A 25,845-nucleotide genomic window follows, 5' to 3' on the forward strand; every position below is an offset into this window, starting at 1 on the left:
AAAACTCAGGGTCTTACCTACAGGATCACCTGAATGATTAATGAGACCGACTTCATGATTCCGTTTACCAATATCAATACCAAGATAGAACATATTTAACACCGCCTAAAGAAATTAATCAGATGGGGTCATCCTCTAATCTTTATAGACCTTCAGCCTCGTTAGATATGCGATAACAATGTATCATCCAGCTCATGCGAATATTTCTATAAAGACAGAGGCGTCAGTCTAAATTGCGAAGATTGGACTTCAAGGAGGAGAACGACGACCTCTATCTGATTCATAACTATTATACATCAAGAAATATATAACAATTATAGTTAGTAAAAACTAACTATCTTTAATATACGAGGAGGAAAATTTTTATGACTGCTGAAATTTTAAACGGCCGCGAAATCGCCAAAGATTATCGCGCAGGACTTGCAGAAGAAGTAGAGAATTTAAAATCTAAAGGAATCACTCCAAACTTGACTGTCGTCATCGTCGGTAATGACGGTGCTTCATTAAGTTATGTTAAATCTAAAAACAAAGCTGCTGAAAAAATCGGCATGACTTCAGGCATTGTTCATATGGAAGAAAGTGCGACTGAAGAAGAGGTGCTTGCTGAAGTTGAACGTCTGAACAATGATGACGATGTACACGGTATTCTCGTACAGGTGCCACTGCCTAAGCAGGTGGATGAAAACAAAGTACTTGAAACGATTTCACCGGAAAAAGACGTGGACGGATTCAGCCCGATCAACATCGGTCGCCTGTACACAGGTCAGCGCACATTCGTTCCATGTACGCCACTCGGCATCATGGAATTATTGAAGCACACCGGTTCGCTTGAAGGTAAAGAAGTTGCAGTCATCGGCCGCTCACACATCGTCGGCCAGCCGGTCGCTAAATTACTCACAGACCAGAACGCAACTGTGACATTGATGCACTCACGCACAAAAGACATGGTTGCTAAACTGAAAAACTTCGACGTTGTCGTTTCAGCTGTTGGCCAGCCGGGACTCGTCACCGGTTCCGACCTGAAAGAAGGCGCAGTCGTCATCGACGTGGGTAACACAATGGTAGACGGTAAACTGAAAGGTGATGTCGACTACGACTCCGCAGAAAAAGTCGCAAGCTACATCACACCAGTTCCAGGCGGTGTCGGCCCACTGACAATCACAATGGTGCTGAACAACACACTGCTCGCTGCCAAATGGAATAAAGGCATCGAATAATACATGTAAGAGGGAACCCCGGTCAGGCGACCGGGGTTTTTGTGTGGCTGGGGTGATTATTTTCGGATTTTTGTGAGTTATAGCTGTTTTTTGGGTCTTGCAGGTACTCGTGAGCACTGCGAATACCTATTAAACTTCCTGTAGGTACTCGTGAGCATGGCGAGTGCCTATTAAACTTTCTGCAGGAACTCGTGAGCACCGCGAATACCTAATAAACTTTCTGCAAGTACTCGTGAACACTGCGAGAGTCAAGTCCATAATTATGTGTAATAAGGATTATAGTACATGTATGCCGTTACCTAATATGTGAGGTGTTCCCTCCCCAGCCATGGCTGGGGAGGGAAATTTTTCACTTCGGTCTCTAGTCGTTGGCTTGGAATAATTTTCGTCTCGGTGATTGAAATTCTTCGTCAATATCAATCAGTACTGAACCAATGAGTCGGACAGCGGATGCCAAGTTAGGGAAGATATTGATGACTTTTTCACGCCGGCGGACCTCTTTATTGACTCTTTCCAAGCTGTTTGAAGTGCTTAAAGAGACGTGGTATTTTTTGGCCTCAGTCAAAAACTGGGTCGCATCATGAAAGCCGGCATCCAACTTCTTGACGGCGTCTTCATACTTTGGATCCCCATCAACATACTCAAAAAACTCATCCCTGTATTGTTCTGCCATCATCATTGACTCCGCTCTGAATATCCTTTTTAACAGTCTGCGTGCTTCCTCACTGCCTTTTTTCGGCAGGGTTTTAACGATGTTTTGAAGAAAGTGGAACGTACAGCGCTGCCATGACGCATCCTTAAATTCAAACTTTACCGCTTTCTTTAAGCCCTCATGGGCGTCTGATATGACTATTTTAGGATCATTCATACCGCGATAACGTAAATCTTGAAAAAATGTTTGCCAGGATTCAAAAGATTCTTCACCGGAGATCATGAAGCCGACGATTTCACGATAATGTTCAGTCGTCACAGCTTGGGCAATATACACCGCCTTTGACACGATACGATGGTTTTCACGGACTTTGATGTACATGGCATCGACGTACAGAAACTCGTAATCCTGCGCGTGTAAGGCACGATTCTGAAATGCCTCGATTTCCGGATCCAGTCGATCCATCACGCTTGAAACAAATGATTTGGACACTGATTCCCCACATAAAGTTTCCACGATTTTCGTCACTTTACGGGTCGAAACACCGCTGATGACAGACTCCATCAAAGTTAGGACCAATGACTGGTCCATGCGTTGATAACGTTCAAACAGTTCCGTCGAAAACTCGCCGGAACGCGTGCGCGGCACTTTCAAAGTGATTCGGCCGACCGGCAGCTTATAGTCTCTCTGATAATAACCATTGCGCATATCCTGACGATCTTCACTGCGTTCACGATTCTTGGCTTGGACATACGCATCCCGCTCGGCTTCCATATATGCATTAAATACCGCGACGGCTAAGCCTTTGGTCACTGAATTTAAATCACTGCCAAGAATCTCTTCTGTTAATTGGTCCATATCTAAGTTAAAATTGAATTGAGTCATTTCATTTCTCTCCAATCAATGTGTGGTGTGGTAACTAACATTGTACTAAAGAGAATGATTTGACTCATTTTTTCTTTATTACACAATTATATGGACACAATCACTCGTGAACGCCACGAGTGCCTATTAAACTTCCTGTAGGTACTCGTGAGCATGGCGAGTGCCTATAAGCAATAATTTCATCATGATATTTTTTCCTCATAACGAAATTTCTTAGTTTTAAACACCTGTCTATACTCCGCACGCGGATTTTCATATCTGGCGTACTTTCCACCGGCAACTAATTTAAAATTCTTTCTTAAAATCTCGGTTAATCTTCGTCTACTGACAACTTTGCCCAGAAATTTTTCAATTTCATTGATCTTCAACTCCCTGTCATGCCGCAGCACGCCGTATTCACAAATCGTCCGGAGTACTGCCTTCTCCTTCGACTCCACATGGCCGCATCCGCACCGGACATGATACCGGTTGACCGCCACATCAAATCCCGAACATTCTGCGCAGCAGATCCCGCTCCGCAGCCTTTCAAATTCTGCATCTTCCAGCTCACGCGGTTTATATGGACACGGGATGATAAATGTCTCCACACCTCGTGCGACCTGCTCTATATCCAGACTGCCATTCCAATTCTCCTCGTCCGCAATTTTATGGATTTTCCGTTTAATATCATTACGCATCATCACCTCAACATCCACTTCATCGACAATCTTCACATCATTATGCTCATTGATAAACACGATTGAACTGTGCAATCCGCCCGGCCGCCCCATGCGGTAATGCATCAAGTTCACTTTCTCCATCGACCGCTTCAGCTGAATAAAAATATCCTTATTCAGACGTTTGCCGCCGCTGAACCATTTCCCGTCCACATACTCTAGCGCGCCCGAATAATTCTTCACATCAAATACATACACACCTTCGCCCGTCACAAGCAGCGTATCAATCTGTGTGGTGCCGCCCGCGTCGATCCAGATATCCTTGAAAATTCTCCAGTGCGGGCGGCCGTAGCTCGACAGCCAGTCGTCGAACTCACAATCCCCCGCATAACCCGCGGCGAGACGCTTCAAATTCTGCACATCTTTATCATCACCGCTGCCCCGCGCACACAATATATGCAGCCACTGATATTCCAAAGTTTTATTTCTCAAAATAAAAACCTCCTGTCCCGGCAATATATTTTAAAAGGTAAAAAAGAACCCCTCATATATATATGCCGAAAAACAGGAGATTTGATTTTTTCTCATGTCAGGTTTATTAAATTTCTTGAATTAAATAATTAACTGTCAAGGGTCAAAGAATCGGAATCTATCGCAAGCAACGATGAATCTAAATAAACCTCATCTACCCTCTCAATATAATATAAACGAAATAAACCAGGTAAATCGCAACAAGCACAATACCTTCCGTACGTCTCAGACGGTAGCCGGTTCTTGCAAAGATGAACAGCATGACCGTAATCAGAATCATAAGGATGATATCAAAGACAATCACACCGGTCACATCCAAAGGCATGATGGAAGAAGCAAGTCCCGTCACAAGCAGTATGTTGAATATATTACTGCCGATCAGGTTGCCCATCGCCATTTCGGTTTCACCTTTAAACGCAGCCATCACTGAAGTGACGAGCTCCGGCAGCGACGTCCCGAGCGCGATGATGGTCAGACCGACCAGCGCCTGACTCATGCCGAGCGCAACCGCGATTTCGGTGGCGCTGGATACGACGAGTTCCCCGCCGAGTACAATGCCGACGAGCCCGATGATCAAAACAACAATCAATCTCGCCCAGCCAAACTTCTGACCTTCCTCGGTACTATCGGCTTTCGCCGCGTCATCCATCGTAATCGACTTCGCACGCTTCGCTTTCTTAAATATGTAGAACATATAAAATAAAAGTCCACCGAGAATGATTACACCGTCCAGACGGCTGATGACACTGCCGCCTTCAGCGCCGAACCATCTTTCACTGATCAGAAGGAGCATCAAAACAGATGCACCAAGCGCAAATATAATATCCCTGTTCGCCACTTCCTTCTCAACGACAATCGGCGCGACAACCACCGTCAGGCCGAGCACTAAAGTAATATTAATAATGTTACTGCCGACCACATTACCGGCAACCATATCCCCGTTGCCCTCAAGCGCCGCAATAATACTGACCACCGCTTCAGGCGCACTCGTCCCGAACGCAATTATGGTCAAACCGATAATAATCGGTGAAATACTCAATTTTTTAGCAATCGTCGAGGCACTGTCCACGAACCAGTCCGCCCCTTTTATAAGAAGCACAAATCCCACCACAAGCCATACGTAAGTCATAGAAGTTCCTCCCAAGTCAAGTTTCTCCTAACTATACCCACTTTTCAGGAAAATAAAAGACCCCGGGCAGAATGAAGTCCGCCAGGAGCCAAAACATATAAAACTTGTATAATATTAATTTGATGATGCGACTGTTTCGCCGATGACACTCATCTTCGGACCGAACGGTTCGAAGTGGATATTCTCTTCTTCGAAGCCGACTTCCGTCAGCACTTTAATCATCGCATTCATGAAGTGCATGGATCCGCAGATGTAGACGCTGCGGTCCTCCATACCCTCGAAATCCTCGTGAGTCAGGTAACCTTCAGTGTCCGAGTACTTTATTTTCACATCGATTTCTTCACCGAATGCCTTCATCTCATCTTTGAACGGGTGCATGCCTTCGTTCTGCACGCTGTAAATAAACTTCGAGTCCTTGTCTGCAGCAATCGCCTCTTCGATCATCGCCATCACAGGTGTTGCACCGACGCCCCCCGCGATGAACAGGAATTTGTCCTCTTCATGGTTGAGCAGGAAGTCGCCTGCCGGTGCGCTCAGTTCAAGCGTGTCGCCGACTTTGACGTCGTCATGCATATAGTGTGAAACGACACCGGATTTTTCCCCGCTGCCCTCTTTCTTGACTGCGAACTGAAGCCCTTCGTCCGTGTTGATCGAACAGATGGAATAGTGGCGGAGTGCCTCGTTCGGATAATCTTCCGGATCCACTTTGACAGTGATGTACTGGCCGGCCCGAAGATCGTATTCAACAGTGTCGTTCTTCACTGTGTAACGGACGATATCGTCGGATAGATGATCTTTTTTCACCACTTCGAACGGCACGAATCCGTCCCAGTCGGCAGTCTGGTACATGCCGTTTTCAACGTCGATGAATACTTGCGCGATTTCGCCGTAGTACTCTTCCCATGCGTCCATGATCTCAGGCGTTGCTGCGTCGCCGAGCACTTCCTTGATGCCGACCAGCAGATTTTCCCCGACGATCGGATAGTGTTCAGGTTTGACATTCAGTGCACGGTGCTTATGTGCGATGCCGATGACTGCCGGTACGATCGCTTCCAGGTCGTCGATGTGACGCGCCGCCTGCAGAACTGTGAATGCAAGTGCTTTCGGCTGGTCGCCGACTTTCTGGTTCGTCTGGTTGAACATGTCCAGCAATTCCGGATGTTTTTCAAACATTGTCTGATAGAACACTTTTGTAATTGTCGTACCGTGCTGCTCCAGTGCCGGTACCGTCGCTTTAATAATTTCTTTCTTATGAGATTCCATGAAAACGCTCCCTTGTTTAAGATATATATTTTATACACCTTTAATAGTAAAGGTCAAAAGTGTTAATTTCAAGCATATGTAACAAATTTCACAAAGATGTCATAGTTTATTCATTATTCGAAAACCGGGCGTTTCATGGTAATATAAGTACGAGGTGAATAAAATGAAGCTGACAATGTATACTGATTATTCATTGAGAGTGCTGATGTATCTCGGCACCCGTCAACCTGACGAAAAAGTCCAGATAGATGAAATCTCCGAGTACTACAACATTTCCCGGAACCACCTGACAAAAGTGGTCCATAACCTCGCCAAGCTCGACTACATCCATACTGTGCGTGGCCGCGGCGGAGGGATTATGTTAAAATATAAACCAGAAGAATTGAATGTCGGACAGATCGTCAGAAACACAGAAGATAATTTCTATATCGCAGAATGTTTCAGACCCGACAATGAATGTGTATTGACACCGATCTGCGGTCTTCAGTATGTGTTAAACGACGCACTGAACAACTACATCAACACATTGGAACAATATACTTTACAGGATATACTACCCAAAGCATTAATGAGGTGAGCCCATGAATGGAAGTTTAATAGTGAAACTGATGGCGGGTCTCTTGCCCGTTGCACCGGTTACGGCAGACATGCTGGAGGATGATCCGTCCTATGAAACCGGCGCGGAAAGCGAGGACGGCGGCGGAGAAGCCGATTCAAGATATGCGGATTATGAAGGACCGACGATGGAAGAGGAAGTCGCCGGATACTCAAGCTCCACCCCGACCATCAGAGGGATGGACAGCATAAATATCCAGGTCGGGGATAATTTCGATCCCATGGCCGGCGTCTACGCACTCGACAATATCGACGGCAATATCACGGACAACATCGAAGTATCCGGCAACAACGTCGACACTTCAAGCCCCGGCAATTACACCGTCAACTATCGTGTGGAAAACAGCGGCAACGGCTGGTTCGAGTACACGAGACCGATCACCGTCTCCGAAGCACCGACAGATACCGTACCGATGGTGCCGCCGACCGAAGAACAGCTGACCGGCGAATCGTCAGATGACGGCGGCAGTGAGAACGGCGGGACGACCGACGTCCAGTTCAAGAATATGGACGATACGACAATCAACGCCGGTGCCGATTTCGATCCGAAAAGCGGCATCCAGATTATCGACACCGACGGCATCGATATCACCCACACGGCCTACATTTCCGGTGAAGTCGACACCGAAACACCCGGAGAGTACACCATCGCCTACGCCGTCTTCGACCAGTTCGAAATCCCGCATGCCCACGCCCGCACCATCACAGTTCAATAGCTTTTACAAAATAAACCCCGATGTCCTCCTGTGAGGATATCGGGATTTTTTGTGATCGCGGGCGCCAGCGTTCCGGTTCAGATGAAGCTTGAATTTAAGCCGGCTGCTGTGCAGATAGATTAAAATCTATCCTCAACTGAACAGCTGGGGCCCCTTTCTGTGAAGATGGCACTGATTTCCACACTATATTCACATTTAGTGCCAAAAAATGTGAATAAAAGGTGCTGTCTAAACGGCAGCGTTCCGGACGCAAAAATCCCCTGCTACTAAGAACAGGGGACGGTTTTTATTATTCGGTCAATGCTTCCTGGATTGCGTTATTGAAGTCTTCCAGGTCTTTCGGTGTACGGCTCGTAATCAGGTTATCCGACACGATGACGGACTCATCATGATAGATGGCGCCTGCGTTTTCCAGGTCTTTTTTGACGTTGGCAACGCTTGTGATGTCGTAGCCTCTCAGCAGTTCAGTGTCGACAAGGAACTGCGGGCCGTGACAGATTGAGAATGTCGGCTTTTTATTTTCAAGGAAGTGTTTGGCAAATTCAGCATTTTTCGGATTGCCGCGCAGTACGTCAGGTGAAAATCCGCCCGGGATCAGAATCGCTGCGTAATCTTCTGCTTTGGCATCATCGATACTTTTATCCGACGTGAATTTCTCGCCGTTCTTGCCATTTATCTCTTTACCGTCCGGCGAAATGACTTCTACCGTATAGCCTTTCGCTTCGATTGCTTCTTTCGGACTTGTATATTCAATCTCTTCTACATAGTCAGCCATTAAAACCGCTACTTTTTCACTCACAAAACATCTCTCCTTATTTTATGATTCATAATTCTGTGTACCCCTTTGATGGGTCGAATAAACATCATGCCTTTTAACTCCAGACAGATCATAAAAAATTTGAAGAAATTCATATTGTTTCGTGCATTATATGTTTATGCCTGTCCATGCTGGGTAAATTGACACTGTAAACAATAGAACACTACAAAAAGGAGAGTTTTATTATGGCAGACAAAGGATTTTTTGACAAAGCGAAAGATGCAGCATCTAACGCAGGTGAAAATTGGGACAACGTAAAGGAAAAAGGCGACAGTGTCGTTGATAAAATTGATCAAAGCGGCAATGACGACGATAAGAAAGACAAAAAGGACGACAAAGACGAAGACGAAAAATAAAATATCGGTTTTTTTATTCACTGTAACCGGAATTATCCTTTTACAGTAATTAAAACATAAAAGAGCAAAGCTGTTCACTCAGCTTTGCTCTTTATTGTTCATAGACGGCTGAAATGAGATCATCGATGCTCTCATCTGCCTGGCTGATATAATCATTGCTGTTCTCGACATGAATCGCAAGCAGCTCTTCATGTTTTACATAATCATCTTTTTCATAGATCGACTTGAACTCGATCAGGGCAAGTGTCCGGTTTTCAACCGCACGTGTGATTTCGTCAATCACCGTCTCCACAGCGCCCATATTGTTTTCCGCCATGGACTTCGGCACTTCCAACTCTTTCAGATTATCTTCAAGCTCGGCATACTGCGTATGCAGCGCCTCGATCCGGGTGGCGATCTCCTCTGTCTGAACTTCGGTGAGTGTCATATTTTCATTCTGCAATATGTAGGAATGATTGAGATAATTCGAGTATAGACTGTTAAAATCCTCATCCCATATATCCCCGACAGCAGTTTTCGCAGAAATCAGCTCCCCGACGAAATTTTCCACCTTCCGGCTCGAATCCACCGGCTGCCCGTCGACAGTGGAAACGGGATTAAAATCAAGCGTCGCCGGTGCCGCATTCTCATCATCGATCTTCAGCCCGTCCGCATCATTCTCAAGCGCAAATCCCGTCATTTTATTAACATCATGTCCATAGGCCTGATGGTTTTTATTTTCAGCAATTTCAACATCGCCCGACGCCTCATTGCAGCCGGCCAGAATGATAGTAAAAATCAGGGTTGACAACCATACTATTTTCCGGTTAATCATAATTATTGCTCCTAGATAGATAGAATATATTCATGTATGTATAACGTAATTATTGTAACATACTTGTAATATAAATAAAATACTATTTTATGAAAAGGCTTACATCTGTAATAATTAAATGCATCTTGTTATTTGCCAGCTCCGGGATGACAGATAATTTGATCATTCATAAGGAGTTTTGAATCCTGCAGGTATTCGTGAACGCCGCGAGTGCCTGTTAAACTTCTTGCAGGTACTCGCGGGTGTGGCGAATACCTATTAAACTTTCTGCAGGCACTCGTGAGCGCGGCGAATACCTATTAAACTTTCTGCAGGTATTCGTGACCGCCGCGAATACCTATTAAACTTTCTGCAGGCACTCGTGATTGCCGCGAGTACCTGTTAAACGCAATTAATCCAAAAAAACAGGCACCTCCACAAGAGGTGCCTGCCATTTCAACTATTCTACTCGATCTTATCTCCGTTTTCCTGTCCCAGTATGAGATAGTCCAGCTCTTCTTTCGTCATCGCGTTGATTTTCTTAAATTGTGTCATGAAGAATATGATGCCGAGTACGATCCATGCTGCAAGTGCAATCAGTGACGGCATTGTGAGTGCTGCCGGGGATCCCGGGAACAGGAGCAATACTAAAAACACCACTGAAATGATGGCGCCGAGTACACCAAACACAACGTAGACCATGTTCTTCTCAGCACCTTTGCTGAAGAATTTCACTGCAACAAGGCTCGTTGCCAAAAATGCAACGGATACGCCGACCGACGACATGTCCACGATCCAGTTCAGTGCCGTACGACCTAACCACGGCGCGGCCAATGTCACAATCATGACGAACCATACAGCGACGTACGGTGTTTTATTTTTAGGATGCACTTTAGCGAATATTGCCGGGACGAAATTCGCACGTCCAAGGGCGAATATCAGCCTGGAGGATGACAGATAGAATCCGTTCAGCCCTGTAAATACACCGAATGTGATTGCGAATGCCAACAGAACCAAACCGATTGTGCCCATCGATGTCTGGACGACGGAGCCCGTCACCCACATCGCGCCGTCGATCGCGTTCTGGTCAGCGTAGATCCATGACGTGACGAGTATCATTGCGACATACGTCAAAATTGATGCGATAATACCGAAGACAATCAGTCTGAACGTCTTATTCGCCGGGAATTTGAATTCTTCCGCAGCCTGGGGGATGTTGTCGAACCCGACATACATCCACGGTGCGATGGCGACGATCAGGATGATCGATGTCCATACACCGTTTTCCGCGTTGAATACCGGCTGTGCATTTTCAAATGAAAAGTCTCCGACGAGGAATGATGCCGCGAACAATCCTGCAACGACCAGTCCCATGAATAAACAGAATATGAACTGCAGATTACCGGATAACCCCGATCCCTTGGATGAAATGTATGCGAAAATTACAAGCACCGCCGTGGACAGAATGACTTCCATGATGTACACGTCCCAGCCGGCAATCGTATAAAGATAGCCCACTTCAAGTACGTCGGGCAGTACAAATTTGAATAAAAGACTGAATGCACTGGCGTTGAGCGCCACAATACATATGTAACCGAGTACTAAAAACCATGATGCGATAAAACTGAAATACTTGCCGAATCCGGCATACGTAAATGCGAACTCACCGCCGGATACCGGAAATTTCGCCGTCAGCGCCCCGTATGCCACCGCGATGACCAGCATCAGCAGACCGCCGATCGTAATACCGAGTGTCGCTCCAAGCGTTCCGGATGATGCAAGCCAATCACCGGGAAGTATGAATGCGCCCCACCCGATGGATGAACCGTATGCAACCGCCCATATAAAACGTTTTGACATCGTACTGTCAAGCTCCTGGCGTACCAGGTTCTTCGTTTCTGCCATAATTTCACTCCTATTTTTATTTCAATAACTCATTATACCCAAATATGAAAAAATTATAACCGTTAACAGAAAAAAAACATTGGAAAATCTGAAATTTATTCCTTTGCAGAATCCTCCCGATTCATAAATCATCATGATTATCGATTGATAATCATTCTCATTGAAAGTATAATTAAATATAATAAACGACTTTACAACCATAAAGGGGAATATATATATGAAGATTTTTGACACACTGATCATCGGCGGCGGACCCGCCGGCCTCTATGCGGCCTTTTATGCCGGCCTCCGGGGAATGACCGTCAAATTGATCGAACACCATGACACTTTAGGCGGCAAACTCGACATCTACAGGGAGAAATTCATCTGGGATATCGGCGGAATGCCTGCAAATACCGGCGATGAAGTCGTCCGTCAGCTGATCGAGCAGGCATATACATTCGGCCCCGATATTTCAACCGGTACGACATGCGAGGACATCATCAAAGAGGACGGTGTGTTCATCGCGACGACAACCAAAGGGCAGTTCAAGGCGAAATCCGTCATCATCGCAACCGGCCGCGGTATTTATTCGCCTGTCAAACTGAATATTTCAGGTGCGGAAAAATATGAAATGTCGAATTTATATTACACCGTGAAAGACCTGAAAATGTTCAAAGATAAAAATGTGCTGATTTCAGGCGGTGGCAATACCGCCGTAGACTGGGCCCATGATCTCGGCGGCATCGCAAATTCAATTACACTCGTATGCCGTAAAAACGAGCTGAAAGGCCATGAAGCGATGGTGGATAAACTGGACAGGTACAATATCCACGTGATCAGAGGCGAGACGATCGATACACTGATGCCTGATGAAAATGAAGATCATATCCAGAGCGTCCAGCTGACAGACGGCCGGGAAATTTTCACAGACGCCGTCGTCATCAACCACGGCTTCGACGCCAACAGTGAATTCATCGGCAGGCTTAAAGAACACATCCCGATGAACGAACATCAGATGATTGAAACCGTAAACACCGTTGAAACCGGCATCCCCGGCCTGTTTTCATGCGGCGACCAGATCACCTACGACAACCGCGTCCATCTCATCGCCACCTGCTTCCCCGAAGCCGCTACGGCAGCAAACTTCGCCAAAACCTACATCACCGGCGGCGAGGCGGCCGAGGAAGCCATCGTTTCCAGTCACAACGAAGCCTTCGCCAATAAGAATAAAGAAATGATACAGCAAATATAATCGGCCAAGTGAAGAGCCGTTTGACCGATAGATGTAAAAACATATGAATCCCGCTCCAGAATGAATCAATAAAATAGCTTTTACACAGTCAAACTGCCGGGTCACCTTTGACCCGGCAGTTTTTTTACATCTACTTCACGAGGACTGCATCCAGCATCCGTTCCGAACCGACATCCGCCGGCCACCGGGCGTCCACTTTCCGAAACGAACGTCCGGCATCTTCCGAAACATAAATCCCGGTATTATTCACCGCATAGAACACACCCGGCTGATCGGAATCCGTGAGCAGCGCAAACACTGAGGAACCCTCAGATTTGGGAAGTCCCTCGTCGACGAACGCCCACTCGCCACCGGCCTCACGCCGCACCAGGCGGGTAAACGCCCGATCAGGCATATACGCTTCACGAGGGCCGCGCGCAACAGAAGCAATCATCGTATCCGCATCACCCGGATCCGCCGCAACATCGACCATATATGTGTAATCACCGAGGCCGTCATTAAACTTCGTCCACGTATCGCCGCCGTCAAAACTTTCGGCAAACCCTTCACCGGCCGCTTCATAGATCCGGTCCTCGACAAAAGGATGCGCCCTCACAGAATGGCTGTCATGATAGCTCCCCGGCTTCCTGTCCTCCCACGACTGGCCGTGATCCAGGCTCCGCATCACACCGCCGAGCTCGATGCCGACAAAAATTCTATATGCCTCATGCAAATCCGGCTGGATCGTCCGCACGTGATGCGTGTCCGGCCGCGGCGGGAAACTCCATCCCGGCTCTGAAGGCAGTTCCACCAGTTCCGGCGAGTCCGTCCATGTCATGCCGCCGTTCTCACTTCTGTACAGCATGCTCGGCTCCGTGCCGGCCCAGATCACACTGAACTCACCAAGCTGTTCCGTCTTACTCACAGCAATGCTCATCACCCGGTCATGCAGCACGTCTTTACCCAGCCGCTGCCATGACTCACCGTCATTATCGCTGCCGTACAAACCATCGTTGAACGTCCCCGCAAACAATCTTCCCGACACCTCATCATACGCTATACTTCGGATTTCCTCTGGCCCATCCATCGATTCCATCGTCCAATTCCCGTCGTCTTCAACCGCCTTATAAATTTTATTTTCAGTCGCAAAATAGATTGAAACCATCCATAACGCCCCTTTTCAATTCATGTTATGTGACTATACCCTGAACTTAAGGAAATAAAAACCGTCCCCACATGAACGTTCTCCGCTTTAAAGCTTCAATTCAGACGTCATTTCAAAATCTCAGCATATTCATAAGATATTAAATCATTCATTTCCGTCTGTTTATACCCTTCTTCTTCGTGCGAATGATCTGAAATGATTTGAGCATTAGTATATTTAAAATCTTTGACGACTGAATGAATGATATTCATTTCGTCTTCATCAAACCAGGTCATATCAAATTCAATCAAAGGCACTATATACTCTCCATCATAAGAATCAAATGGCATAATATCTATCGCATCCTTTTCCATGAGTGAATCAAGCATCAGGAAATGATGATTCGGCACCGGGCCGAATGGCAACTTCTTATAGGATAAACCCGTAACCGACAAACCTGTTTCTTTGAAATTACGAAAATCTGTATAGAATAATAATTTCATTAGTTTTGTTTTTGAAAGTTTGCCAATGTTTTTTGAAAAATATATGATGAGATTCATGAGTTTATCAAAATTGAACTCAATGTAACCATTGTATATGGGATTACTTTCTATTTGGGTTTTCTTTAAATATAATTGAATCGTTTCCTCCATAATACTTTGTGCGTCCTCATAATCCAACCTTTCTTCCATTCTTCGTTTATCCAGCCTTTTTAATTTATCGGCATTATTTTCATATAAATCTTTTACAAATTCATGATTGTCCCTCACATTTTTTAAAAGTGTATGGTGAGAATTTGTAGGAACAGCCCCTGTTTCATATCTGGCAATTGAAGCGCTGCCGACACCAAGCAGGGAAGCAAACCCTCTTTGAGATAAACCATATTTTTCTCTTGCTTCTTTTATCTCCATTGGTTTTAAATAGTCGTTTTCCCAGCGAAACTTTTCAAATGCCCGCTCGATATTTTTAGAGTCCAGTGCTTCATCGTAAATATCGTGGTGATGATTGTCACATACTCTGACTTTACTGTTGATTGTAATATCTTCCCCACGAACATTGAATATTTCTTCTCTGTCTTCTACATACGTAGACACATCATCTTTGCAGCCTTCACAATAAAATATCTTATTATTCATACTTTTTCCCTCCTGTAACATGATAGAGATTCACCTGAATAATCAATTACCAGTTTTTGTATGGCAGTGTGAACGGGCCGGAGGAGGATTTAAATGATATACATTTACAAATATCGTCCTCAATTTTTAATTTTATATAAGCCGTATCTCCATCAATCGGTTTGCCAAACTCCCATACTTCTGTACCATCACCCCTATGATCAGAAGATGGTCCGCGGTCATAATGGATATATTTCAAAGTAAGTATCTCATATTTGGCCTGTTCCAATGTCAGTCCCAGGCTAGTAAAATCATACTTCCTTTTAATGAATATAAATTTTCCAGGTTGGATCATTATTTTTCTGAATTCCTTTAAAAACTCATTAATTTCTTCTTTGGATGCACGACTCACTCTCATCACCGCTCGTTGGTTAGTGATAATATTATACACCACGACATTAAATACTGCTATCAATTGATAGCGTATAAACTTAAAAAATTCCTGAATATACAGATGTTTTCATCTGGACATTCAGGAGGAAGCAATCCATTTTATCAGGAACCGGAAATGTTTTTACTCTCTTTTATATTGTTATAAAATTTATCGAAGCAGTAGAAATGTCTTAAATTGACGTTGCGGATGACATGTGTACGTGCATTGCCCCGCTCGTCCAGAACTTTCAGGTACAGGACGCCCGCTTCATAATCATCCTCGGTCATACCTTCGACGATGACAAGGTCCAGATCATCAATTTCCAAAAATGGATAATGGAAGACTTCCCATTTCTATACATCCTTGTTGAGGTTGGATGTATTCACTGTTACGATTTCATCTTCAAGCAGGAAGTAGACTCCGACATGTGTGAAATCCGTCAGACACGTACCAAGACAATGTGCCTCTTTCTCTCTGTAAGTTTCGTAATGCTCATGCTCCCTAAGAAATTTATTCGCACTGTCGATGAATCTGTACTCCCCGTTTTCCAGTACATGCCTGTATGACAGGACTAGCTCAATCGTTTTCGGAAGTTCGATGTCATCCAGATATTTGTTCAGTTCTTTATATGAAATCATAATAACGCCCCGTTTCAAAAAATTTCTTTTTTGTAATTTTACCCGATAAATATATTTAATATGCATTAAAGTATGTTTTTTCAAAACGAAGTCAGGGTAGATTACTAGCAAGTGCTACTATAGACATTAACGACTTTTATTATATATTCAATATTCAGGAGGAGATTTTTGTGAAAGAGCATCAGATTTACTACAACGGCAAGTGGCAGAACTCCGATTCCGGTGAATTCAGTGAAGTAGAGAACCCGGCTACAGAAGAAATTATCGCAAAAGTGCCGAAAGGCAGCCACAGCGACGTGGACAAGGCGGTCGAAGCTGCGAAAAATGCATTCCCGGCATGGAATGAAACTTCTCCGGAAAAAAGAGCCGAATATGTCAGAAAAATAATGGAAGGCATCGAAGCGAAAAAACAGGAACTCGCTGACATCATGGTCAGTGAACTCGGCAACTCGCAGACATTCTCGGAAGAAGGCCAGGTGCCGCTGTCACTCAATGAAATGGAAGCAACACTTGAAGATATAAAAGATTTCGAATTTGAAGAGAAACTGAAAGACGGTACAGTCATCCAGAAAGAAGGTTTCGGTGTTGTTGCATGCATCACACCGTGGAACTATCCACTGAATCAGATCCAGAGAAAGATGACACCGGCACTTCTTGCGGGTAATACGGTCGTCGTGAAACCTGCAAGCCTGACACCGCTCACTGCGATGCTGCTTGCAGAAATCGTCGATGAAGCAGGTCTCCCTGACGGCGTATTCAACGTCGTTACAGGAAGTGGAGGCGACCTCGGTGACTATCTCACGAAACACGAAGACGTGTCAGTCGTATCATTTACAGGTTCCACTTCAGTCGGACAGAAAATGTATGAAAGTGCCGCAGTAAACATTAAAAAGCTCGTCCTTGAACTCGGCGGTAAATCACCGCTCGTCTACTTGAAAGGCGGCGACCTCGATCAGGCCATCGACCAGGCGGCTAAAACCGTCATCAACAACCAGGGCCAGAGCTGTTCCGCACTGACTAGACTGCTCGTTCCAAGGGAACAGTTGGATGAAGTGAATGAAAAGATCAAAGAATATTATAAAGATGTGAAAATCGGCGATCCGACCGATTACGATACAGACATCGGGCCGCTCGTCGACGAAAACCAGATGAAGACAGTGCTCGACTATATCCAAAAAGGCAAGGACGAAGGCGCTGAAGTATTAGTCGGCGGCGGCAAAGTCGACAGAACCGGCTACTACGTCGAACCGACAGTGTTCACAAATGTGAAAAACAGCATGACCATCGCCCAGGAAGAAATCTTCGGACCCGTACTCGTCGTAGTCCCGTATGACAGTGAAGAAGAAGCCATCGAGTTAGCGAACGATGTGGACTATGGTCTATCCGGCGCAGTCACAGGACCGGACTTCGAATCAGCATTGAAAGTCGGTAAGAAAATCAGAACAGGTAACGTCTTCATTAACGGCGGCGCCCGTTCCGCACACGCACCGTTCGGCGGCTATAAGCAGTCAGGCTTAGGCCGTGAAAACGGACTGTACGGTGTGGAAGACTACCTTGAAACCAAGGCGTTGTTCGTTTAATATAACCGAGCCTCAAATCTGAATTCAGATTTGAGGCTCTCTTTAATGACTACACTTTTTGAAAGTTAATCTATTTTACAGAAAAAAAGCTGCATACTGAATGTCAGTATACAGCTATATAACTAGGACTTAATTAACTTTTGATCTGCTTTAATTAGTCTGTTGGAAGGTTTTCGCCTTCCTTTTTTCTTTCTGTAACCTTGTCTCATTTGTCTATTGACATTTTGATTCTTAAACATTATTTCAACACTTTCATAACCTAGAGCCCCAAGAACTTTTTCATAAGTGCTAATATTTATATTACCAGCACCGGTTTCTATCCGGGATAATTGGGATTGGGTAATATCTTGACCATTCTCTTTAATAATTTCAACAAGTTCTGATTGTGTTAAACCTTGTTGAATGCGTTGTTTTGATATTAATTTTGCTAACTGGACATGTAATTTGTTCATATGTTCTTCGACTTCTGGTACTTTGGCTAAATTATTCATGACATTATCAAATCTGCTTGTCATAATCGTAACCTCCCTAATTTTCAGCCCAAAACTTTTCCAGCATTCTTTTGCTTTCTACTACACTGTTTTCAAATTCTTGAGATTCCTTTTGCTTTTTAATAACAGCTTTAGTGAAATATATATGTTGATTTCCATCATCGTCATTTATGTAAAAAAATATTGCCCTGAATGCCCCTAGTTCTTGGGTACTTATTCTAAACTCTAATAGAGGAGGGTGGCCTTTCAACTCTTTAACTATAGTAGACAACGTTATATTATACCCTTCAAGTGATTTTGTAGTTAAAGTCCTTAAATGTTCAGGTGGAACCCCTATATCACGCATATAGTCTAATACGAAATATATTCTACTTGCCATTTCAGCATAAGCATGCGAATTTTCCACTTCATCATCCAACGCTTTAGCTCCTAAATCATCAATAAAATCCGCAACTTGTTCGTATCCATTTTCATCTCTCAGAAAATTTATTGTTATCATAATATATCATATAAGCGATAAATTGTTTAAAAATTACGCTTTATATAGTATATACCTCCTTCACAGATTATTTATGCATATAATGAAATAACTTATATTTTTATTACTTAAACAAACGGATTCATATTGCTCAATATGATTACATACCTGGAGGAACAATTTATTTTAATTTATGATCTAAATTGCGCAGCGATCATATAGTTTTTATGCATGTTTTCAGACATATATTAAATTATGAGCTTCGACTAAATCAAAACAAGCTTTTTATCCATCGCTTCAGCAATGTTATTAATTGTTTCCAAAGACGGCACACTTTCTAAATTCTCAATTCTGGATAATTGCCCTTGAGTGATATTCGCACGTTTCGCAATTTGTTTTTGAGTAAGTTTAAGATTTTTACGTTCCTGTTCCAATTGAATGATTAATTCAATTGTTTTTTGATCTTGTTTGGAGAGTCCCCACTCTTCAGGATTGAAAGTTTCCTCCATATTTTCACCCCTTTAGATTTTTCAATGAGTAAAATTAATTATGTATTCATACATATTATAGCACGTGTTCTTGTATATGTATAAATACATATTGCCATAATAAAAACAACTCTCAAGATGAGAGCTGTCAAAATTATATGTTATTTCAATTCAATATCATTACATCATAACCATAAACCATCAATGTGCATCCGTATCATCAGGTATATCGATAAAATGATACAATCCTAAACGATAGCCCCACAGTTTCACGTATTCCCTGAACCATATGTTTTTCGCGTAAGTCTGTTCATGCCACGGCTCACCGTCTGCACTGAGTGCTGCGATATATGTGAGTTCAAATTTGCCGTCATAGTGGTTTTTATTGATACGGTCATGGATCAGTTTCGATCGCTTCAAATGGTAGTCACTGGTCACGACAAGTGCACTTTCAAACCCGCGGTCTTCCATGATCGCCAGTGTTTCAGTGGCATTGGTATATGTGCTGGTTGCGTCTTCCTCTTCGATGATCGCCGCTTCAGGAATTCCCAAGTCAAGCGCAAACTGTTTCGACTGGGCGTAATGTTCATCCATCGCCGGCGATATGATGACATATTCGGAATATCCTTCATGATACAGCTCCGCCGCCTTCTGCATCCTGCCCTGATCACCACCACCGAGCATGATGATTGCATCCGCCCTTTTCGGTTCGTCGGTCCTTGAGTGATTGAAGCTTTCTATAATGGACACCACTGTCAGCATCAGAGCAATACATATGATAATAATGATGAGCCTGATTTTCATCTTTTTTACCTCGATTTTAGACACTTGTTATAAAACCCTATGATAGCATGCAAAGATTAAAACTGGGTAAATATTACATGATAATTCGTGGTTGAAAATAAAATATTGTACTTATTAGATGGTGTGACTATTTAGAAGAAGTTGTGGTCTATGATATGATGTAAATAATTAACAGATTGAAAGGGTGTATAATTTGTCTATACCTAATTTTGAATATTTCTTTTCTCACATATTAATGGTGCTTCAAGATAACCACGTGAAAAATCGACAAGATATTTTTAAGTTGGTATACGAATCGATGGCTTTCGAGGAGAAAGACTTGAATGAACGCATAGATTCAGGACAGCAAGTCGTTGCGAATAGATCAGGATGGGCCCTGACCTACTTACATAAGGCTGGTGCATTAAAAAGAGTGAAACGCGGACATTATAAAATAACAGACATTGGCCATAAATTTCTTGAAAAACATGATTTAAATTTACGAAGAATCCACCTTGAGGAATCTCCCAGCTTTCTAGAATTTCAAACTGTTATTCAAAGTAAGAATAAAAACCAACAACAAATTGTATCAGAAGTAACAGAAATCACACCGGAAGAACAAATTGAGCAATCAATTAATTTACTTCATAAAAAATTATCTGAAGAAATACTGAATGAAATTATGGATATGTCACCATACTTTTTTGAAGTGTTAGTATTGGATTTGTTATTCCACATGGGCTATGGTGGTAAAAACCGAGATTCATTCATCCATACTCAATTTGGACACGACGGTGGCATCGATGGTCTGATCAAAGAAGATGAACTGGGTCTGGATTATATATACGTTCAGGCTAAACGTTGGCAGAATAATGTCACCTCGCCGGAAATTCAGAAATTTTCAGGTGCATTGAATGGTCATGGTGTTAATAAGGGCGTGTTCATAACAACTTCGTCATTCAGTCAGGGTGCCATTGATTTTGCTGATCGAAATACTTATAATCGAATAATTCTGATTGACGGAAAGAAACTGACAGATCTGATGATCGCTTATGAAGTTGGTGTCACTACCGAGAATGTGTACAAAGTTCAAAAACTGGATACCGACTATTATGTAGAAGAATAATGTATAAGACTTTTGATTATATAAAAGATTCCAAAGTTGAATTTAGAGTCCTAAATTTTTAAAACAAAGTCAAGCACTATAGACCAAGCGCGATGTTCAACCGTGCCTATTGAATGCGTACCGATTATCTAGGTGCGAAAGTTGAGTAATGACATATACAAACGCGCTGACCACCTTCAAAAAAATATGATGCTATAAAATAGATTATTGAACAAGGTGTCAAAAAATGGCCAAAAAAAGCAAGATTCACAGTAAGAACGATTCCGTAGTAGATTATAATCGGTAAAACTATATTGATCCTGGAATTATTATTCATCGCATATTTGGACACTACGAACACCGGAACAGAAATGGACAGTACAAATCCGATCAATATGCTTAAAAGTCCTATAGCGGAAGGAAGTATTTCAACTGATAAAGCAAATAAAATATACAATGTATTCAGAATGACAGCAAGAAGTGAGAAATCACTGAACACCTGCTTCCAATGCTCTCTGTCCTTGATAACAATCACATTCATCAAATATGTAAGACCATAGTAGATAAGAAATACTACTGCCAGAATGATGAGAAACACTATAAATGTTATAACAAGCGGCATCAATGGTGTACTACCAGGCGGCGGAGACCCATCAAATGCCGTCATCAATCGCAGGACCGAAATCAATGATAACGTTGATAACAATAATCCAACTGCGATGATAACCGTCGACATATGAATAGGTCTGCCGATTGATTTCCAGGGCGATAAGAATGCACTTTTATAGAAGGACATCATCTCTTCAAAAAAGTCACTTTCCGGTTCATTTGTACTGTCATCCAATAGATCATATCCACATTCCTGACAATATTCATTCCTTTCAAACCCTTCTGCATTACACTTCGGACATTCCATACAATCCCTCCTTATCTCCATACCCTAATCTCCCATTCATCTTCAATACAGAATTCCTTCGTTCCCTTCATTCAGGCACCGCACACGAATACCGCTGAAAATAAAATTCAGCGGCAGCCCTCAATGGTTATAGAAATCTAAAAGTGAAATAAGCGACAGGGACATTGATCACCACGTAGTAACCAACACAGAGAGTAAGATATTGAATTTCGCGTTGTCCTTATCAGCATATCCAATCGTGACAAAGACCGGCACGGATATGGTCAGTAAATAGATCGCGCACCATAAAGCCACCTGTAAGCTGTATGGCAGATACTCAACAGTGAAAGCAACGATTAAATAGACGAGATACAGCGGGAGCATCGCTTTCGAAAAGTCAGTGAAGACCTGTTTCCACTCCTCCGCGTTCTTTGTAACCATCCCTTGGAACAATACCGTAACCTAGTACCCGAATAAAAATAATATTGATAGTAGGATAAAACTCGGGATGACGGCGAATACAATCTCCAATCCTGCAAATCCTGAATCACTGTATCCGCCTGACAAATGCATAATGCCGAAGGCTGCAAATACGGCAGCCATCACACCCACAGAGATTAAGGCTGCTTTTATACTATGTGGCCGACCAATGGATTTCCATGGTGATGTAATCGCATCTCTGATAAACGCCCCGACTTCATCCTGGTCCCCTTCCACCAGGCTATATTCACATGACCCGCAATTTGTCTTGTCTTCAGACACTTCCGCATGACAATTCGGACACTTCATGAAATCCTCTCCCTTTTTAAACTTCACCTTCAAGCTCATCTTCTATATAGAACTTTCTCGTTGCCACCATGCCGGCCCCAAAGAAAAGTCCCACAACAATCAAGTATGAAAATTGAGCCGGTGTCCATGTACCAGTTGAATCAAACAGATACCCCATCAGGAATGGTCCGATGGCTGCAAGCAGGTAACCGATCGACTGGCCGAATCCCGACAGTGAAATACTGCCCGTGTCGGTTCTTGCCTTCAATGAAAACAGAAGCATGCAAGTGCTGAATGCAGCACCTGTGCCGAATCCGATGAATATCATGCTGATGACAAGCAGTAAGAATGCGTCTGCGAATAAAAACAGATACCCTGTCATGAGCAGGCCGGTGATGAAGAAGACGATCACTCTCTGGTTGTCTACTTTACTTGCCAATATCGGAAATAAAAAAGTCATTGGCAGCTGGGCAAACTGACAGAACATGAAGAAATAGCCAGCGGTTTCAGGTGAGTAGCCCTTATCCATCAAAATGGACGGCAGCCAGGCGACGTTTGTATAGAATGTCGTCGACTGGAGAGCGAACATGATGGCGATCGCCCATGCCATTTTGGATTGGCTCATCCTGCGTTTGGGTGCATTACTCACTCTGTCAGTTTCAGCCTTCACGCTTTTCTCCCGACCCCGCAATTGAGGAATCCAAAAAATCATCGCAGCGATTGCAATGACAATCCAAATTGTGAGTGACAGTTTATATCCCCAGCCGCTGAGTTCAGCCAGAGGCACGCTGACCCCGCTGCCGAGGCCAGCAGTCAGGTTCATCGTCGAACTGTAAATGGCAGTGACAAAGCCCACCTGTAAAGGAAACTTCCACTTGGCATAGCTCGGGAGTGTAACGTTGCCCACACTGATGGCGACCCCGAGAAGAATCGTACCGATCACGAACCATTCCAGTGAACCGAACGTTCTTATGTAAAGTGACACAGCCAAAAGAATGATGGCGTAAAATATCGTGACCGGCATCGAAAATTTAGCCACTGCTTTTGAAACGAACGGTGATACCGCGGCAAATATCAGAAGCGGAATCGTCGTAAGCAGTCCGGCCACAGTATTCGAAATCATCAGATCATCACGTATTTCATTGATGACCGGACCCACTGCCGTCAGCGGTGCCCGGAGCATCGCAGCAACAGCAATGATGCCGATGATCAGTATCAGATTGTCTTTCATTTTTTGAGGTCGTTGAATATCCTGCATAAGTGCACCACTTTCAATTTTAAAAAGTAATTTATATTAATTCAAAGCTATAACTTATTTGAAGATTTTGCAATCTTTTTAAAACACAAAAAAGACAGCATTCCCCTGTGAACACTATCTTTTTCATAGCTTATTCATCTAAATCAATCACTTCGGGTCTATCAATTTCATCATTCGCATTCATCAACTTGATCTGTTTAGGCTTGAATTTCAAGACAATAAGAATCTCTTCTTCTTCCAGATCGAAACGTTGATGATCTTCCCGCTTCCACAGCCAGTCAATCGTATCCTGCTCCATGACTACTTCAGTTTCTGCTAAAATTTCTAAGTAGCTGGATTCTGTCTCTGCATCATAACCTAAAATGATGTAGGAAAGATTGTTCTTTCCCATTTCATCCACCTTCACCGTTTCCTGCCTCGTTTTTGTATAGAGATTTGTACCGTCATTATAAAGCAGCATATATCTGCTGTGAGGAACATTTCCATAAGCAGTGGACACTATCCCCCTTTGCGGCATTTCAAATATCTTTCCGACCTCATCCCAGATTTGTTCCTTTTTCATGTTTACCACCTCATATATAAATTCCTACAATATAATACTGATAAACATGTTTTATAGTGAACTTTATACATTAGCATCAATTTCATAATTCTCAGTTCTTGTGCAGCAAGGAGTACAAAATATGAAAAAGGGAGCATCTCCCCAAATCCTGTATAATGGTAATTATCTAAAGAACCATAAAAAGAATGAAGGAGTGCTCCTTATAACCATTATACGACATGACCCCCACCCAAAAGTATGCCGCCATCATTGCCAGCATTGATTTCGATACGAATTATCATGCCGTGATGATGCAATCCCGGTATAGTGCGCTGGAATCAGTCAAAACCGGTAAATATGCAGACTTTGTGGTTTTGAATAAAAACCTGTATAGTGATGAAACCCTCTTGTCAGATGACCTTGTACAGACGGCAATCATTAATGGTAGAATTGTATATGAGAAATGAAATCCCATACTAAATTGACATATGTCTCTCTCTTTTTGTATGAAGAATTTTTCACACCGCACTATCAATCCCCTTTATGTTCGTAGTAAAATTTATATGACAAAAGACCTTATCAAAAAAATGATAAGGCCTTTTGTCTCAGTGTTTACTTTATGAATTTCATTTGAGATAAACACTATTTCATATATTTTGAAATCCATTCTTTAACTTCAGTATCTGATAAAGTATCTGTCGCAATTTTTACTGTGAATGCTACAGCTTCGTCAGTACCAACTTCTAAGGTGTGGTTATTCATTTCTAAAAATATATTGAGCGCATAAAAAGCGGTACGTTTATTTGCATTAATAAAAACATGCTTCAGCACTAATCTTTGGTAAATGAATGCAGCCTTGTCAATAATCGTAGGATATTGTTCTTCACCAAAAACATGTTGTTTTGGTTGTTCTACAATCATGTTTAATGCATTTGAATCTACGACCCCTATAGGTTCCTTAGAACTGTATAACTCTATCGCTCTTCGATTAATTTCGATAATCTGAGATTCAGAAAGGTATTTCATCTATCTGAATCAATTTCATAATTGCTCTTTTTAAAAATACAAAGACCTACAGAATTCCTAAAATGTATTTTAAAAAACAGAAATCATGCAGCTTGTTGCTGAATGAATTGAGCATCGATGCGGTCTGCAGCCAACTTGGATGCATTGTAAACAAGTGTCACCATGTCAAAATGAATTTTTGCGCGTTTTCCGGTACGATATCGAACATTGTTCAGTTGAAAGAATTCCTTAAGGTATGCATTGACTCTTTCTACCGCAGTACGGCGTTTGAAAATGTTTTTCCATGCTAGAGACCCACGGGCTGGTGCGGAATATTTCCTGAGATCTGTTGTTATTTTCATTTTGAAAACTTTT

31 protein-coding genes are annotated in these 25,845 nt (G+C 43.1%); 8 read left to right on the forward strand and 23 right to left on the reverse strand.

From position 1 onward, the window contains the following. Positions 1 to 365: 365 nt before the first annotated feature. Positions 366 to 1,217 (forward strand): bifunctional methylenetetrahydrofolate dehydrogenase/methenyltetrahydrofolate cyclohydrolase FolD, encoded by an 852-nt coding sequence (gene folD, locus BLR15_RS11155; RefSeq protein ID WP_092987502.1) that lies wholly within the window; start codon positions 366 to 368, stop codon positions 1,215 to 1,217. Positions 1,218 to 1,578: 361 nt separating this feature from the next. Here folD and BLR15_RS11160 read toward each other — a convergent pair whose 3' ends face one another. The 4 genes from BLR15_RS11160 to BLR15_RS11175 form a co-directional block, all read right to left on the reverse strand. Then, entirely contained in the window at positions 1,579 to 2,754 is a 1,176-nt protein-coding gene (locus BLR15_RS11160; RefSeq protein WP_092987504.1) for an IS256 family transposase, read from the reverse strand. Positions 2,755 to 2,936: 182 nt separating this feature from the next. Then, on the reverse strand, positions 2,937 to 3,902 hold the full coding sequence (locus BLR15_RS11165) for a nuclease-related domain-containing protein (protein WP_176754142.1): 966 nt from the start codon (positions 3,900 to 3,902) through the stop codon (positions 2,937 to 2,939). 193 nt (positions 3,903 to 4,095) lie between these two features. After that, entirely contained in the window at positions 4,096 to 5,070 is a 975-nt protein-coding gene (locus BLR15_RS11170; RefSeq protein ID WP_092987508.1) for a calcium/sodium antiporter, read from the reverse strand. Positions 5,071 to 5,184: 114 nt separating this feature from the next. Continuing rightward, a complete protein-coding gene (locus tag BLR15_RS11175) occupies positions 5,185 to 6,333 on the reverse strand; it encodes a globin domain-containing protein (protein ID WP_092987510.1) in 1,149 nt (382 codons plus the stop codon). 163 nt (positions 6,334 to 6,496) lie between these two features. On the opposite strand from BLR15_RS11175, the gene BLR15_RS11180 reads away from it, so the two are divergent. Then, positions 6,497 to 6,910: an RrF2 family transcriptional regulator gene (locus BLR15_RS11180; RefSeq protein ID WP_092987512.1), complete on the forward strand. Its 414-nt coding sequence runs from the start codon at positions 6,497 to 6,499 to the stop codon at positions 6,908 to 6,910. A gap of 4 nt (positions 6,911 to 6,914) precedes the next feature. Next, on the forward strand, positions 6,915 to 7,664 hold the full coding sequence (locus tag BLR15_RS11185) for an immunoglobulin-like domain-containing protein (RefSeq protein WP_092987514.1): 750 nt from the start codon (positions 6,915 to 6,917) through the stop codon (positions 7,662 to 7,664). A gap of 289 nt (positions 7,665 to 7,953) precedes the next feature. On the opposite strand, the gene BLR15_RS11190 is transcribed toward BLR15_RS11185, so the two are convergent. After that, positions 7,954 to 8,463 carry a type 1 glutamine amidotransferase domain-containing protein gene (locus tag BLR15_RS11190; RefSeq protein ID WP_092987516.1) on the reverse strand — a complete coding sequence of 170 codons (510 nt, stop codon included), beginning with the start codon at positions 8,461 to 8,463 and terminating at the stop codon, positions 7,954 to 7,956. Positions 8,464 to 8,666: 203 nt separating this feature from the next. On the opposite strand from BLR15_RS11190, the gene BLR15_RS14095 reads away from it, so the two are divergent. Next, positions 8,667 to 8,837 (forward strand): hypothetical protein, encoded by a 171-nt coding sequence (locus BLR15_RS14095; protein WP_176754143.1) that lies wholly within the window; start codon positions 8,667 to 8,669, stop codon positions 8,835 to 8,837. A 91-nt stretch (positions 8,838 to 8,928) separates the two neighbouring features. On the opposite strand, the gene BLR15_RS11195 is transcribed toward BLR15_RS14095, so the two are convergent. Next, positions 8,929 to 9,651 carry a hypothetical protein gene (locus BLR15_RS11195; RefSeq protein WP_092987518.1) on the reverse strand — a complete coding sequence of 241 codons (723 nt, stop codon included), beginning with the start codon at positions 9,649 to 9,651 and terminating at the stop codon, positions 8,929 to 8,931. A gap of 444 nt (positions 9,652 to 10,095) precedes the next feature. Further along, a complete protein-coding gene (locus tag BLR15_RS11200) occupies positions 10,096 to 11,535 on the reverse strand; it encodes an APC family permease (RefSeq protein ID WP_092987520.1) in 1,440 nt (479 codons plus the stop codon). Positions 11,536 to 11,752: 217 nt separating this feature from the next. Here BLR15_RS11200 and BLR15_RS11205 point away from each other — a divergent pair, with 217 nt between their 5' ends. Continuing rightward, complete coding sequence (locus BLR15_RS11205) at positions 11,753 to 12,769, forward strand: NAD(P)/FAD-dependent oxidoreductase (RefSeq protein ID WP_092987522.1); 1,017 nt, start codon at positions 11,753 to 11,755, stop codon at positions 12,767 to 12,769. A 130-nt stretch (positions 12,770 to 12,899) separates the two neighbouring features. Here BLR15_RS11205 and BLR15_RS11210 read toward each other — a convergent pair whose 3' ends face one another. From BLR15_RS11210 to BLR15_RS14315, 5 genes are all read right to left on the reverse strand, one after another. Next, positions 12,900 to 13,913 carry a WD40/YVTN/BNR-like repeat-containing protein gene (locus BLR15_RS11210; RefSeq protein ID WP_092987524.1) on the reverse strand — a complete coding sequence of 338 codons (1,014 nt, stop codon included), beginning with the start codon at positions 13,911 to 13,913 and terminating at the stop codon, positions 12,900 to 12,902. Positions 13,914 to 14,020: 107 nt separating this feature from the next. After that, a complete protein-coding gene (locus tag BLR15_RS11215) occupies positions 14,021 to 15,028 on the reverse strand; it encodes a type II TA system antitoxin MqsA family protein (protein WP_176754144.1) in 1,008 nt (335 codons plus the stop codon). Positions 15,029 to 15,074: 46 nt separating this feature from the next. Beyond that, a complete protein-coding gene (locus BLR15_RS11220) occupies positions 15,075 to 15,425 on the reverse strand; it encodes a type II toxin-antitoxin system MqsR family toxin (RefSeq protein WP_143003971.1) in 351 nt (116 codons plus the stop codon). Positions 15,426 to 15,562: 137 nt separating this feature from the next. After that, positions 15,563 to 15,766, reverse strand: coding sequence for a hypothetical protein (locus BLR15_RS14310; RefSeq protein WP_245696770.1), 204 nt, complete (start codon positions 15,764 to 15,766; stop codon positions 15,563 to 15,565). 27 nt (positions 15,767 to 15,793) lie between these two features. Next, positions 15,794 to 16,078 (reverse strand): hypothetical protein, encoded by a 285-nt coding sequence (locus tag BLR15_RS14315; RefSeq protein ID WP_245696772.1) that lies wholly within the window; start codon positions 16,076 to 16,078, stop codon positions 15,794 to 15,796. Between the two features lie 170 nt (positions 16,079 to 16,248). Here BLR15_RS14315 and BLR15_RS11230 point away from each other — a divergent pair, with 170 nt between their 5' ends. Beyond that, positions 16,249 to 17,658 carry an aldehyde dehydrogenase family protein gene (locus BLR15_RS11230; protein ID WP_092987530.1) on the forward strand — a complete coding sequence of 470 codons (1,410 nt, stop codon included), beginning with the start codon at positions 16,249 to 16,251 and terminating at the stop codon, positions 17,656 to 17,658. Between the two features lie 122 nt (positions 17,659 to 17,780). On the opposite strand, the gene BLR15_RS11235 is transcribed toward BLR15_RS11230, so the two are convergent. The 4 genes from BLR15_RS11235 to BLR15_RS11250 all read right to left on the reverse strand — a co-directional run bounded on the left by BLR15_RS11235 (position 17,781) and on the right by BLR15_RS11250 (position 19,919). Then, positions 17,781 to 18,173 (reverse strand): helix-turn-helix domain-containing protein, encoded by a 393-nt coding sequence (locus BLR15_RS11235; RefSeq protein ID WP_092987532.1) that lies wholly within the window; start codon positions 18,171 to 18,173, stop codon positions 17,781 to 17,783. Between the two features lie 13 nt (positions 18,174 to 18,186). Beyond that, complete coding sequence (locus tag BLR15_RS11240) at positions 18,187 to 18,648, reverse strand: hypothetical protein (protein ID WP_092987534.1); 462 nt, start codon at positions 18,646 to 18,648, stop codon at positions 18,187 to 18,189. Between the two features lie 245 nt (positions 18,649 to 18,893). Next, positions 18,894 to 19,136 carry a helix-turn-helix domain-containing protein gene (locus tag BLR15_RS11245; RefSeq protein WP_092987536.1) on the reverse strand — a complete coding sequence of 81 codons (243 nt, stop codon included), beginning with the start codon at positions 19,134 to 19,136 and terminating at the stop codon, positions 18,894 to 18,896. Positions 19,137 to 19,316: 180 nt separating this feature from the next. Continuing rightward, entirely contained in the window at positions 19,317 to 19,919 is a 603-nt protein-coding gene (locus BLR15_RS11250) for a YdcF family protein (RefSeq protein WP_092987538.1), read from the reverse strand. A 193-nt stretch (positions 19,920 to 20,112) separates the two neighbouring features. Between BLR15_RS11250 and BLR15_RS11255 the strand changes: the two genes are divergently transcribed. Beyond that, a complete protein-coding gene (locus tag BLR15_RS11255; RefSeq protein ID WP_092987540.1) occupies positions 20,113 to 21,024 on the forward strand; it encodes a restriction endonuclease in 912 nt (303 codons plus the stop codon). Between the two features lie 124 nt (positions 21,025 to 21,148). On the opposite strand, the gene BLR15_RS11260 is transcribed toward BLR15_RS11255, so the two are convergent. From BLR15_RS11260 to BLR15_RS11280, 5 genes are all read right to left on the reverse strand, one after another. Further along, positions 21,149 to 21,919 (reverse strand): hypothetical protein, encoded by a 771-nt coding sequence (locus BLR15_RS11260; protein WP_092987542.1) that lies wholly within the window; start codon positions 21,917 to 21,919, stop codon positions 21,149 to 21,151. Between the two features lie 168 nt (positions 21,920 to 22,087). Further along, complete coding sequence (locus BLR15_RS11265; RefSeq protein WP_143003972.1) at positions 22,088 to 22,339, reverse strand: hypothetical protein; 252 nt, start codon at positions 22,337 to 22,339, stop codon at positions 22,088 to 22,090. Positions 22,340 to 22,360: 21 nt separating this feature from the next. Continuing rightward, positions 22,361 to 22,687, reverse strand: a complete 327-nt coding sequence (locus tag BLR15_RS11270; protein ID WP_143003973.1) for a hypothetical protein — start codon at positions 22,685 to 22,687, stop codon at positions 22,361 to 22,363. A 16-nt stretch (positions 22,688 to 22,703) separates the two neighbouring features. Continuing rightward, positions 22,704 to 23,897 carry a CynX/NimT family MFS transporter gene (locus BLR15_RS11275; protein WP_245696773.1) on the reverse strand — a complete coding sequence of 398 codons (1,194 nt, stop codon included), beginning with the start codon at positions 23,895 to 23,897 and terminating at the stop codon, positions 22,704 to 22,706. Between the two features lie 157 nt (positions 23,898 to 24,054). Then, on the reverse strand, positions 24,055 to 24,486 hold the full coding sequence (locus tag BLR15_RS11280; protein ID WP_092987550.1) for a pyridoxamine 5'-phosphate oxidase family protein: 432 nt from the start codon (positions 24,484 to 24,486) through the stop codon (positions 24,055 to 24,057). 218 nt (positions 24,487 to 24,704) lie between these two features. On the opposite strand from BLR15_RS11280, the gene BLR15_RS11285 reads away from it, so the two are divergent. Beyond that, positions 24,705 to 24,932 (forward strand): hypothetical protein, encoded by a 228-nt coding sequence (locus BLR15_RS11285; protein ID WP_092987552.1) that lies wholly within the window; start codon positions 24,705 to 24,707, stop codon positions 24,930 to 24,932. A 175-nt stretch (positions 24,933 to 25,107) separates the two neighbouring features. On the opposite strand, the gene BLR15_RS11290 is transcribed toward BLR15_RS11285, so the two are convergent. Together BLR15_RS11290 and BLR15_RS11295 are read right to left on the reverse strand one after the other, a co-directional pair. Further along, positions 25,108 to 25,491, reverse strand: a complete 384-nt coding sequence (locus BLR15_RS11290; RefSeq protein WP_092987553.1) for a type II toxin-antitoxin system death-on-curing family toxin — start codon at positions 25,489 to 25,491, stop codon at positions 25,108 to 25,110. Positions 25,492 to 25,574: 83 nt separating this feature from the next. Beyond that, on the reverse strand, positions 25,575 to 25,845 hold a 271-nt coding region (locus BLR15_RS11295), incomplete at its 5' end, for a transposase (RefSeq protein ID WP_143003974.1).

It is taken from the genome of Lacicoccus qingdaonensis, assembly GCF_900101075.1.
Taxonomy (GTDB): domain Bacteria; phylum Bacillota; class Bacilli; order Staphylococcales; family Salinicoccaceae; genus Lacicoccus; species Lacicoccus qingdaonensis.